The 11,248-nt window shown below is 64.6% G+C and carries 16 protein-coding genes and 1 tRNA gene; 5 read left to right on the forward strand and 12 right to left on the reverse strand.

What is annotated here, in order from left to right; all coding sequences use genetic code 11:
• Positions 1–156: 156 nt before the first annotated feature.
• The 11 genes from RT662_RS08320 to RT662_RS08370 all read right to left on the reverse strand — a co-directional run bounded on the left by RT662_RS08320 (position 157) and on the right by RT662_RS08370 (position 8,152).
• The gene (locus tag RT662_RS08320) at positions 157–1,167 is read right to left on the reverse strand and encodes a PhoH family protein (protein ID WP_313670245.1); all 1,011 of its coding nucleotides are present in this window, start codon (positions 1,165–1,167) and stop codon (positions 157–159) included.
• Positions 1,167–2,516: a tRNA (N6-isopentenyl adenosine(37)-C2)-methylthiotransferase MiaB gene (miaB, locus tag RT662_RS08325; protein ID WP_313670246.1), complete on the reverse strand. Its 1,350-nt coding sequence runs from the start codon at positions 2,514–2,516 to the stop codon at positions 1,167–1,169. Before miaB ends, RT662_RS08320 begins: the two co-directional genes overlap by 1 nt.
• Before the next feature lie 81 nt (positions 2,517–2,597).
• Entirely contained in the window at positions 2,598–3,386 is a 789-nt protein-coding gene (locus tag RT662_RS08330; RefSeq protein WP_313670247.1) for a lysophospholipid acyltransferase family protein, read from the reverse strand.
• A 7-nt stretch (positions 3,387–3,393) separates the two neighbouring features.
• Positions 3,394–3,822: a Fur family transcriptional regulator gene (locus RT662_RS08335; protein ID WP_409530149.1), complete on the reverse strand. Its 429-nt coding sequence runs from the start codon at positions 3,820–3,822 to the stop codon at positions 3,394–3,396.
• 131 nt (positions 3,823–3,953) lie between these two features.
• Positions 3,954–4,397, reverse strand: a complete 444-nt coding sequence (locus RT662_RS08340; RefSeq protein WP_313670249.1) for a MucR family transcriptional regulator — start codon at positions 4,395–4,397, stop codon at positions 3,954–3,956.
• 90 nt (positions 4,398–4,487) lie between these two features.
• Positions 4,488–5,090 carry a GNAT family N-acetyltransferase gene (locus RT662_RS08345; protein WP_313670250.1) on the reverse strand — a complete coding sequence of 201 codons (603 nt, stop codon included), beginning with the start codon at positions 5,088–5,090 and terminating at the stop codon, positions 4,488–4,490.
• Positions 5,020–5,583 carry a tRNA (adenosine(37)-N6)-threonylcarbamoyltransferase complex dimerization subunit type 1 TsaB gene (gene tsaB, locus RT662_RS08350; protein WP_313670251.1) on the reverse strand — a complete coding sequence of 188 codons (564 nt, stop codon included), beginning with the start codon at positions 5,581–5,583 and terminating at the stop codon, positions 5,020–5,022. Before tsaB ends, RT662_RS08345 begins: the two co-directional genes overlap by 71 nt.
• A gap of 10 nt (positions 5,584–5,593) precedes the next feature.
• Positions 5,594–6,187, reverse strand: a complete 594-nt coding sequence (locus RT662_RS08355) for a malonic semialdehyde reductase (protein WP_313670252.1) — start codon at positions 6,185–6,187, stop codon at positions 5,594–5,596.
• 2 nt (positions 6,188–6,189) lie between these two features.
• A complete protein-coding gene (locus RT662_RS08360; RefSeq protein WP_022679637.1) occupies positions 6,190–6,744 on the reverse strand; it encodes a NifU family protein in 555 nt (184 codons plus the stop codon).
• Between the two features lie 84 nt (positions 6,745–6,828).
• Positions 6,829–7,293 (reverse strand): universal stress protein, encoded by a 465-nt coding sequence (locus RT662_RS08365; protein ID WP_313670253.1) that lies wholly within the window; start codon positions 7,291–7,293, stop codon positions 6,829–6,831.
• 37 nt (positions 7,294–7,330) lie between these two features.
• Positions 7,331–8,152 carry a class I SAM-dependent methyltransferase gene (locus RT662_RS08370; RefSeq protein ID WP_313670254.1) on the reverse strand — a complete coding sequence of 274 codons (822 nt, stop codon included), beginning with the start codon at positions 8,150–8,152 and terminating at the stop codon, positions 7,331–7,333.
• A gap of 98 nt (positions 8,153–8,250) precedes the next feature.
• Here RT662_RS08370 and RT662_RS08375 point away from each other — a divergent pair, with 98 nt between their 5' ends.
• The 5 genes from RT662_RS08375 to RT662_RS08395 all read left to right on the forward strand — a co-directional run bounded on the left by RT662_RS08375 (position 8,251) and on the right by RT662_RS08395 (position 10,619).
• Positions 8,251–8,955 carry a ComF family protein gene (locus tag RT662_RS08375; protein ID WP_313670255.1) on the forward strand — a complete coding sequence of 235 codons (705 nt, stop codon included), beginning with the start codon at positions 8,251–8,253 and terminating at the stop codon, positions 8,953–8,955.
• A gap of 28 nt (positions 8,956–8,983) precedes the next feature.
• Entirely contained in the window at positions 8,984–9,241 is a 258-nt protein-coding gene (gene grxC / locus RT662_RS08380; RefSeq protein WP_313670256.1) for a glutaredoxin 3, read from the forward strand.
• A complete protein-coding gene (locus tag RT662_RS08385; RefSeq protein WP_409530150.1) occupies positions 9,241–10,059 on the forward strand; it encodes a carbon-nitrogen hydrolase family protein in 819 nt (272 codons plus the stop codon). Before grxC ends, RT662_RS08385 begins: the two co-directional genes overlap by 1 nt.
• The gene (locus RT662_RS08390; protein ID WP_313670258.1) at positions 10,056–10,478 is read left to right on the forward strand and encodes a DUF1178 family protein; all 423 of its coding nucleotides are present in this window, start codon (positions 10,056–10,058) and stop codon (positions 10,476–10,478) included. The genes RT662_RS08385 and RT662_RS08390 overlap by 4 nt, the downstream gene beginning before the upstream one ends.
• Positions 10,479–10,542: 64 nt before the next feature.
• Positions 10,543–10,619 (forward strand) — tRNA-Arg (locus RT662_RS08395).
• A gap of 247 nt (positions 10,620–10,866) precedes the next feature.
• Here RT662_RS08395 and RT662_RS08400 read toward each other — a convergent pair.
• Positions 10,867–11,031: a hypothetical protein gene (locus RT662_RS08400; protein WP_313670259.1), complete on the reverse strand. Its 165-nt coding sequence runs from the start codon at positions 11,029–11,031 to the stop codon at positions 10,867–10,869.
• Between the last annotated feature and the right edge of the window lie 217 nt (positions 11,032–11,248).

Here is an 11,248-nt window from a genome sequence, read left to right on the forward strand (position 1 = left end):
CGGAAAGGCGCACCGCCACTTCCACCGCCATCGGCGCATCGGCCAGTTCGGCATAGGGGGTTTCGGCCAGGGCCGCCGCCACGGCGGCGCACGTCAAGGCCGGCCAATCCGCCGCCGGCCAGTCACCCGCCACCACATCGGTTTCAACAACCAGCATCAGCCGTCCTTGGCCGGGCCTTCATAGGCCTCGACAATGCGGCCAACGATCGGGTGGCGCACCACTTCCTTGACCGAGAAGCGCAGGGTGCTGATGCCTTCCACGCCGTCCAGCCGGCGCACGGCATCGGCCAACCCGGACGAGCCCGCCACCGGCAAATCGACCTGGTTGGGATCGCCGCAGATCACCATGCGACTGCGTTCGCCAAATCGGGTGAGAAACATCTTCATCTGCAGCGGCGTGGTGTTCTGCGCTTCATCCAAAATGATGAAGGCGTTGGCCAGCGTGCGCCCGCGCATGAAAGCCAGCGGCGCAATCTCGATCTCGCCCGAGGCCAGCCGGCGTTCCACCTGTTCGGCCGGCAGCATGTCGTACAGCGCGTCGTAGAGCGGGCGCAGATAGGGATCGACCTTTTCCTTCATGTCGCCGGGCAGGAAACCCAGACGCTCGCCGGCTTCCACGGCGGGGCGCGACAGGATCAACCGGTCCACGCTGCCGGCGATCAGCTGGCTCACGGCCTGCGCAACAGCCAGATAGGTCTTGCCGGTGCCGGCCGGGCCGAGGGCGAAGATCACGTCCGACGAACCCAGCGCCTCGATATAGCGGACCTGGGTGGGCGAACGCGCCACGATGGTCTTGCGGCGGGTGCGGATGGCCGCCGTGGTGGGCGCAGCGCCGCTATCGGCGTGAATCAGCCCATCCAGCGACGGATCAGACGCGATGGCAACTGCGCCCAGCACATCACCGGTATCAATCTGCTCGCCCTTCACCAGCCGGCTGTACAGGGTGGTCAGCACATCGCGGGCGCGCGCGGCGGCATCAGCCTGGCCTTCCACCACCACGCGGTTGCCACGGGCGCTGATATAGACACCCAACTGGCCTTCGAGCGCGATCAGATTCTGATCATATTGGCCGAACAGCGGCCCCAGCAATTGCACCTTGTCGAATTCGATCTCCAGCCGGACACGGTCAGTGGCGGCGAGCGGGCCACGCGGGGCTTTCTTCGACATCAGGCAGCAGCACTTTCCTGTTTGGAGGGGACGACGGGAACGGCTTCAACACTGTTGGGGTGCGCATCGACAATGTCCACCTCGACCAGATCACCGATGGCGGCACCGGGGATGGAAACCACGGCCGATTGCAGCCACGGCGTCTTGCCGATCAGCTGGCCCGGCTTGCGGCCCGGCCGTTCCAGAAGAACCTTGCAGCGGCGGCCGACGGTGCTGCGGTTGAAGGCCAGGCTACCTTCGGACACGGCAGCCAGCAGACGGGCGAGGCGCTCGTCCTTCACTGCTTCGGATAGCTGATCGGGCATGGTGGCCGCCGGCGTGCCGGGGCGGATGCTGTATTTGAAGCAATAGGCGGCAGCATATTGTACTTCGCGCACGATGCTCAGCGTGTCTTCGAAATCGGCCTCGGTCTCGCCGGGGAAGCCAACGATGAAATCACCCGACAGCGCAATATCCGGACGGGCGGCACGCAGGGTGGCCAGCGTCGCCAGATAGGATTCCCGGGTGTGAGCGCGGTTCATGGCCTTGAGGATGCGGCTGGAGCCGGACTGCACGGGCAGGTGCAGATAAGGCATCAGTTTCGGCACTTCCACGTGCGCCGCGATCAGATCTTCATGCATGTCGCGCGGGTGGCTGGTGGTATAACGGATGCGTTCCAGCCCATCGATTTCGGCAAGCGCGCGGATCAGGCCGGACAGGCTGAGGCCTGCCCCAAGGCTATCAACGTAAGCGTTCACATTCTGGCCGAGCAGGGTGACTTCCCGCACGCCGCGCGCCACCAGCGCCTGGGCTTCGGCGATCAGATCCGCCGCCGGCCGGCTGGTTTCCGGCCCGCGCGTGTAGGGCACCACGCAGAAGGTGCAGAATTTGTCACAGCCTTCCTGCACGGTGAGGAAGGCGCTGGCCTGCGCGATGCGGCGCTGCGGCAGGGAGTCGAACTTCGGCACCGCCGGCATGTCGATATCGACGGCGCGGCCGGTTTCGGATTGCTTCAGCAGTTCGGGCAGGCGGTGATAGGCGAGCGGGCCCACGATCACGTCAACATCAGGCGCGCGCCGGCCGATTTCGGCCCCTTCGGCCTGGGCCACACAACCGGCGGCGACGATGGTGGGGCGGCTGCCATCGGCACGGGGTTGGCGCAGGCGGCCGATATCGGAATAGAGTTTCTCGGCTGCGCGTTCGCGGATGTGGCAGGTGTTGAGCACCACCACATCGGCAGCGTCCGGTGAATCAACGGCGGTCAGCCCGTCGGCGCTGAGCAGATCGCCCATGCGTTCACTGTCATAGACGTTCATCTGGCAGCCGAAGGACTTGACATGATAGGTCTTGGGGCTGGCGGGTGACGTCACGTGTGCTGCGGGCTCCGACGGGGTTACCGCCCATCCATAGCCATTTTGCCCGGCCCGGTCACGCCTCATCCCGCGTGATTATCACCCACCCCGCATCAGCCGGCGATAACCGGCAGCGATCAGCGTGTGGCAATGCCGTGCCAGGGCCTTGCGATCGGGATAATCAGCCGGATCGATGGGATCGTGGAACACGATCTCTGCCGTCACCTGGCCCAGCCCCATGAAGGTGATGGCGTGCGGCGCGAGTTCGGTATCCCCCACCCAGGCCAGATCAGGCAAGTGCCGGCGGGTCACCGGCAGGCCGTTGATCCTTGTATAGGCCAGAGTGATCGGCTGGATGATCAGGCCGGGCACATCGCTCACCACCGAAAACAGCGCAGACTTGAACGGCAACACACCGGTGCCGTCGCTGTTGGTGCCTTCCGGGAACAGGATGATCGAACCACCGGCATTCAGCCGATCGGCAATCTCGTTCTTCTGGGCGGCGGCGGTGGAGCGGCGATCGCGGGCGACATAGACCGTGTGGGCAAAGCTGGCGAGCCAGCCCACCGGGCCCCAGCCGGCCACTTCGGATTTGGCGACGAAACTGGCGTGGATTCGCGCGCCCAGCACTGGAATATCAGTCCAGCTCAGATGGTTGGCAATATACAGCACCTTGCCGCGCCGGGGCGGATGGCCGTGGGTGGTGATGCTGAGTCCCAGCGAACGCGACAGGCCGCGGTGAAACCAGATCGGCAGATAGGGCCGGTTGCGCAGGGTGATCGCACGCAGCAACATCTCGGCCGGCACCGTGGCAGCAGCGGTAGCAACGGCACCAAGCGCAGTGCGGGTCTTCCCCAGGCGCCGGGCCGACGGCGGGCGACGTTGCATCAAAGGTTCAGGCTGGCTTCTTGAGGGCCTGGCCATAAAGCTCCATGCGGTGATCGACGAGGCGATAGCCCAGCTTTTCGGCAATGCGGCGCTGCAGATCCTCGAGCTCGGGATCATGGAATTCGATCACGTCGCCGGTGTCGATATCGATCAGATGATCATGATGGCCATCGGCCACGGTTTCATAACGGGAACGACCGCCCTGGAATTCATGGCGTTCCAATATGCCGGCTTCTTCGAACAATTTCACCGTGCGATAGACAGTGGCAATCGAAATGCGCGGGTCCACTTCGGCCACGCGCCGGTGCAGCGATTCCACATCAGGGTGATCGCTCACGCCGCTCAGCACGCGGGCAATCACCCGGCGCTGCTCGGTGATGCGCAGGCCCTTTTTCAGGCACAGCGCCTCGATGTCGATGGGCGTGGTCACTGCCATTCTCCCGCTGAACCAAATCGCTGCCCTGCCCTGTAATTAGGGGCCAAGGCAAGCGGGAGCAAGCAGCGTGATTGGCGGGCTGATTGCCGGGCGCGGCCCTCCCAGGCCCGGCAATCAGCCATGCCGAGAAATCAGGCCGGATTCTTCCGCGGGCGACCGCGCGGCTTGGAGGTGCGCTTGGTGCCGAGGCCAATCGACTTGGCCAGCGTGCGACGCTGTTCGGCATAATTGGGCGCGACCATCGGATAATCGCCCGGCAGGCCCCACTTGGTGCGATAATCGTCGGGCGTCATGCCATAACGCGTCATCAGGTGACGCTTCAGCATCTTCAGCTTCTTCCCGTCTTCCAGGCAGACAATATAGTCCGGCTTGATCGACGAGCGCACAGCAACAGCCGGCTCCTGTTTCGGCACCGGCACTTCGACGGGCGTGCCCAGACGTGCGAGCGTGGCGTAGACGCTTTCAATGACGCCCGGCACTTCGGCCGGCGCAACCGTGTTGTTGGCAAAGTGCGATGCAACGATATCAGCCGTCAAAGCCAGCAATTCGGTATGAGACTGTGAATTTTCTGTCATTTTTATATCCTTGACCCGTGAACATTGGCGATATCTTAAACCGCCATCGTCCTATTGAACTTCGGGAAAGGATTTTGCAACCCGAAATGCCTATCCTACCAACTGTTCGAGACTATATCGCATTGTAATCGCCGCGCGACGGCTACCGTCCTTGGCCGTGTAGTAGTCAGCGCGGCGCCCAACCTGCACAAATCCCGCCCGATTATACATATACTTGGCCGCTTCATTATCCTCGCGGACTTCCAGGAACAATTCGCTGGCGCCGCGCGCCATGGCGTCTTCTTGGCTACGCAGTAGCAAGCGGCCGGCGATGCCCTGACGGTGCAAGGCCGGTGTCACCGCGATCAACAACAATTCCACTTCCGGCCCAGCCGCGCGGCAGAGGCTGAATCCGACAGCCTGCGCTCCCACCAGCGCCAGCCGCCCCCAGCAGCCCGGCAATGTCAGCGTTGCCGCCAGCTGTGCCGCCGACCAGGCTTCACCATAACGCGGATCAAAGGCCGCATGCATCACAGCCATCAGGCCGTCGAGATGCCGTTCGTCGGCCGGAACGATAACGAGGCCAGGGTTCGAGCTGGCTTCCGGGGCAGCGGCAGTGTCCACAGGCGACGGGATAATCAGCTCAACCGCCGGCGTAAAGCGCCTGCGGCGTGCCAAGCGCCGCTGGCGGCAGATTGCCGGCAAAAGCCGCATCGGGATGATCAGGATGCAGCGCGGCAGCGCCCGGCAGCAGGACGGCACCCGCGCCTGCCACGGCGGCACCCGCCGGCAGCGCGGTAATCACCGCCGGCAGCGGTGCCACCAGGTCTGGCCCGATCAGCGCACCTGCCGCATGGCCGCGTCCGGCATCGATCAGCGCAAACACGCTGTCCAAGGCCGGATCCGCGGCAAAGGCCTGCGCGGCCACCAGCGACAGCGCGGAGACGCCGTGCACCGGCACGCCCCACGCCACCCCCAGCGCTCGGGCCGCCGCGATGCCGATGCGGATGCCGGTATAACTGCCCGGCCCGATATCGACGATGATCGCATCAGCCTGCCGCCCGGCCAGCAGGGCCGCGATTGCCGGCACCAGCGCTTCGGCATGGCCGCGCCCGATCAGTTCATGATGACGCGCCAGAACGCGTGGGCCATCAACCAGCGCAATCGAAAGCGCCGGCGAGGAAGTGGAAAGGGCAAGGAAGGTCACCCGGGCGCCGCTACAGGATTTGCGCGGCATCCTCAAACGACAAGCGTGGCAGGCGCGGGAACAGGCCCTCGCCATTACCCTTGCCCAGCGAGCAGATGAAATTGGTCTCGACGCCGGTATCGCCCCAGAAGGCGACATCCACCGCAGTCTTGTCGAACCCCGACATCGGCCCGGTGTCCCAGCCCAGCGCCCGCGCGGCCATGATCAGATAAGCGCCCTGCAAGCTGCTGTTGCGAAAGGCGGTTTCGCGCGCAAAGTCGGCGCTCCAGTTGAACCACGGCCGCGCATCGACATGCGGGAACAGCTCGGGCAGCTTGTCATAGAACTTCGGATCAAAGCCGATGATCACCGTGACCGGGGCGGCCTTCACCTTGGGCTGGTTGTTGACGCTGGTGCAGGCCGCCAGCTTTTCACGGGCTTCGGCCGAATGGCAGAACAGGAATCGTGCCGGCGAGCCGTTGGCCGAGGTCGGTCCCATCTTCACCAGATCATAGAGCTGACGCAGATCGGCCTCGGTGACGGGCGTCGCGTCCCACCCGTAATGGGTGCGCGCGTCGGTAAAAAGCTGCGCCAGCGCGACACCATCCAGCGGCGATCCGGTCATGATCAAACCGCCCGCACGTCAAGGACTTCGGGCACATAGTATTTCAGCAACGATTCAATGCCCATTTTGAGTGTCATCGTGCTCGACGGGCAGCCTGAGCAGGCGCCCTGCATCTCCAGAAACACCGTGCCCTGGCGGAACCCGCGATAGACGATGTCGCCGCCGTCCTCGGCCACCTGCGGGCGTACCCGGGTTTCGATCAACTCTCTGATCTGCATCACGATATCGGCATCGGCGGGATCGTCATCGGTGGCGGCTTCCTGCACGGCACCGGTAAACAGCGGAGCGCCGCTGGTGAAATGATCGACCAGCACGCCCAAAATCTGCGGCTTCAGCGCCGGCCAGTCGGCACCGGCCGGGTTGCGCGTGACCGAAACGAAATCATGGCCAAAGAACACCCGGTCCACATCACCCAGCGCGAACAGGGCGGCGGCCAGCGGCGAAGCCTCGGCGGCTTCCGGGGTGGGAATGTCAACGCCGTCGGCACCGGTCACCTTCTGGCCGGGGCGGAACATCAGCGTCATCGGGTTCGGGGTCTGTTCGGTTTCGATGAACATGGGCGGGGCCTTTCCTTCACGTCTCGTCGATATGGCCCAGCGCGCCAGTCGCTTCAAGCCAATTCAGACAATTATCGTCGTGATTCAGGCAATCGTTGCCAGCCGGTCCGGATCGAGGCTGCCCGGCACCAGCATCAGAATGCAGGGCAGGCTGCCCGCGCGTTCACCAGCAAAGAAGCTCACCAGCGGCCCCGGTGTGCCACGGCTGGCGGTGCCGAGCACCAGCGCGCGAATGCCGGGATTGTCCTTCACATGCGCGAGGATGAGCGCCGATGGCTCGCCTTCCAGCACCAGCACGCCCGGCCGCACGCCTTCCATCGCCTCGGCCTCGCCGGCCAATTGCGCCAGCAGCGCCTCCGCTTCGTCGCGCGCTTCGGCGGCCATCATCGATTGTACGGCACCGAAATGCATGAACTCCGTCGGGCGTACCACACTCATCAGCCGCACATCAGCACCCACATGCGCCGCGCGCAGCACGGCAAAGCGCATCGCCACCCGGCTTTCCGGGCTGTCGTCGATCACGACGAGATAGGTGGCGGCGGCATCCATCAATGAAGCGTAGGGCGATTTGGCGCGCTGGAGCAAGTCATACCCGGCTCTTGAGCGCCGCGGCCAGACTGGTGGTGGCGCTGCCCGGGGCCTTGGGGCTGGGCTGGCCGGGGCCGGGCGCCCAGCCGGCGACATGCAATATCTCGATGGTCACGCCGGTCTTGCCATCGTCGTCAGCCAGCGCGGCAAACCGCTCCGCCGCCGCCATCAGCACATCGCGGCGCATTGGCCGGCGCTGGCGCAGCACCGAACGCGCACCCATGGCAGTGAGATCCTCGATCAAGCCGAACAGGCTGGGATAACGCAAGGTAATGCGCTCGACATCGGCCACCGGCATGGCAAAGCCTGCGCGCGCCAGCAGACCGGCTGCTGCACTGGCCTCCACCATCGGCGCGGTGTGGCTGCCAGCGCCGCCGGTGATCGCCGCTTCGGCCTCCAGCAGGCAGGCGCGCAGTTCCACCAGGCTCATGCCCCCAATAAACGCCGCAACGAACAGGCCGTCGGGGCGCAGCACGCGGGATATGCCAGCCAGCGCGGCGGGTAGATCATTCACCGTGGTTAGTGCCCCGGCCGAAACAACCAGATCGAAGCTGGCATCGGCAAAGGGCAGGTGATCCTCGTCCGCCACCGTCACGCCAGGCTCATTGGCGGTCAGCGCCACCCGAGTTGCGGCCGGCCAGATCGCGCGCGGCCCGCCGAGATCGAGCACATCCACAAACGGCCGCGCCACCATCGCAACGCGCTCTCGTAGTTCATCGGTCATCAGATCATGCAGGAAGGATACGCGGCCGAAACCCGGCACTGCTGCGGCATGGCGACGGCGGCGCAGAACAGCATCAAAGGGCAGGAGATCACTCATCCCGCTCCCTTTACGCGGCGCACGCCGAGGCGCAAACTATCGCGATGGTAGCCGTGCTTGCCTTGGTGACAACCCCGTTACGTGCCGTCGTTGACGTGGTGTTACCGCCACGCTGCCCCGGCTGCGGCGAGATCGTCGATGGCGATGATCGCTTCTGCGCGGCCTGTTTTGGTGAACTGCAGTCGCTGGGCCCGCCACAATGCGCCTGTTGCGGCCTGCCGCTGCCGCACGACGGCGATGCAGCCGCCCTGTGCGGCGCCTGTCTGGCCGATCCACCGCCCTTCGCCCGCGCCCGGGCGCCCTTTGCCTATGGCGGCCCGGCACGACAGTTGGTGCTGACCCTGAAGCATGGCCGTCGCCTGCATTTGGCCCGCATGATGGCCCGCGCCATGCTGCGCGTGGCCGATGATCTGCCTGAAGACGCGGTGATCGTGCCGGTGCCCTCCCACCGCTGGCGGCTGTGGCAGCGCGGTTTCAACCAGGCCGCCGCAATCGCCCGCCAACTCGCCCGCCAATCCGGGCGACCGCTTGCAGTGGATGCGATCGAGCGCATCAAGCCGACACCCACCACAAAAGGCCTGGGCCGCCGCGCCCGCCAGAAGAATGTCGCCGGTGCCTTCCGCGTGGTGCGGCCGGACCAGATCAGGGGGCGTAGCGTGGTGCTGGTGGATGATGTGATGACCACCGGTGCCACCGTTTCCGCCTGTACGGCAAAGCTCGTCAAGGCAGGGGCGCGACAAGTGGAGGTCTTGACCTATGCCCATGCCCTGCGCGAGGGGCAGGGGAACATGACGCGCGTGTGACAAACCGCTGCGAACGGGATGGGATGCGATGGCCAAGATCGAAGTCTACACCAAGTTTCTTTGCCCTTTTTGCACCAGGGCCAAAGCGTTGTTGAAGGGCAAGGGCGCCGCCTTTGAAGAGATCGACATTTCCACCGGCGGGCCACGCCGGGCCGAAATGCTGGAACGCTCCGGCGGCCGCCAGACGGTGCCGCAGATCTTCATCGATGGCCGTCACATCGGCGGCTGCGATGATCTGCAGGCGCTTGATCGTGCCGGCGGACTGGATCCGCTGCTCACGGCATGATGCTTGCCATCGGCCTGATCCAGACCAACACCGGCATCGATCCGGCGATCGAGGCCGAACGGCTGGCCACGCAGATCGGCGAAGCCGCAGCCAGGGGCGCGCAGATCATCTTCACGCCCGAAATGAGCGGCCTGCTTGATCGCGACCGGGCCCGCGCCGCCGGCCATATTTGCCATGAAGCCGATGATGCCGTGCTCGCCGCCGTGCGCGCAGCGGCTGCCCGGCACAAGGTCTGGGTGCATCTCGGCAGCCTCGCCCTGCGGGGAACAGCAGAAAAGTTCGTCAACCGCGGGTTCCTGATTGGCCCTGATGGGGAAATCACCGCGCGCTATGCCAAGATCCACCTGTTCGACGTCGCGCTGGGAACCGAAAGCTGGCGCGAGTCTGCAGCCTATGAGGCCGGCGAAGAAGCCGTAGTGGCCGCCACGCCGTGGGGCGCGCTAGGTCTGACCATCTGTTACGATGTGCGTTTTCCGGCACTGCACCGGGCTCTGGCCCAGGCCGGCGCGCAGATGATCGCTGTACCTGCCGCTTTCACCCGGCCCACGGGCCAAGCCCATTGGCACGTTCTGCTGCGCGCCCGCGCCATCGAAACCGGCTGCTGGGTGATCGCCGCGGCGCAGACCGGCGAGCATCAGGACGGCCGCGCCACCTATGGCCACAGCCTCGTGATCTCGCCGTGGGGCGAGGTCGTGCTCGACATGGGCGAAGCGCCGGGGATCGGCATTGCCAGCATCGACATGGCCGCCGTTGCCGCCGCGCGCGGCAAGGTGCCGGCGCTGGAGCATGCACGGCCGTTTCGGGTGGTCGGCCCATGATCGTCTATGACCTGGTCTGCGACGGGGCCCACCGCTTTGAAGCCTGGTTCGGTTCCAGCAGCGATTATGATGATCAGCAGCAGCGCGGCCTGCTTGAATGTCCGGTCTGCAGCAGCGCGCAGGTGGCCAAGGCGGTGATGGCGCCGGCCGTGCCCGCCAAATCCAACCAGAAGGGTGGCAGTTTATCCATCGCCAATGATGATCCGATGGCCCGATTGCTGATGCTGCAACGCGCCTTTGAAGCCAGCAGTGATTATGTCGGCGACCGCTTTGCCGCCGAAGCCCGCGCCATCCATGATGCCGGCGAAACCCGCAGCATCCATGGGGAAGCCACGCCCGATGAGGTGAAGGCCCTGCGCGAAGATGGCATCCAGCTCTTGCCACTGCCCTTTCGCCCGCGCGCGCGTTCGGACGCCTGAAACGCAATTTCCGCTAAAGTTTTCGCTTGAACGCCGAAGCGCATCATGGCCTTGGACTCCATGCGCACCCGTAGCTCAGCAGGATAGAGCGACGGTTTCCTAAACCGTAGGCCGCAGGTTCGAATCCTGCCGGGTGCACCATAATCGTTGGCCGTGTCGGGACAACTCAGGTCTGCCTCGAAAACAACCGCTATTTGCCTCAAAGCCTACTGGCGACCGGTGACTCCGTCCGCGCTGGCGGGTGGCTGAATCGTGGAGGGACGGAAGTTATCTGATTGTGGCTATAAAGGGGGACAGGTTACGGCTAAGCGAACTCGATCGGCGATCGGACTTCGAAGACTGAAGTTGCGGGGTCTGTCTGGTGCGAATGAGGAATTCCTCCTCGCCGCTACCGTTCAAAAACTTCGGTTGCTGGCTCGAAGCACAGCACCGGCGTGAAAACAGCGAGCATGCCCTCGCCGCAAGCCTGGGTAACGACCGCCTGACACTGCGCGAGGAACTGGATCCCGCAGAGCCCTTGCTTCTCCGCGTCGCGGATCAGCCAGTTCTTCAACAGCCTCTGTCGGTTTGCGAACACATTGGACTGACAGCTCAGCGCCCTCATCTAGGCCAGGCGGCGCCGACGACCGCGAGTTGGCGCGAAACGAACCGACTGCTTTCGAGTGTCAATAAGGAGTCGATCCAGATTAGTTCGAGATCGAAGATTCGCGGCAACTGTTTCGGCTGCTTCTCGCATCACCTCATTTGAAGCACTAAAGCAAGCCCGATAA

This window comes from Sandarakinorhabdus sp. (genome assembly GCF_032115815.1).
Classification (GTDB): Bacteria; Pseudomonadota; Alphaproteobacteria; order Sphingomonadales; family Sphingomonadaceae; genus Sandarakinorhabdus.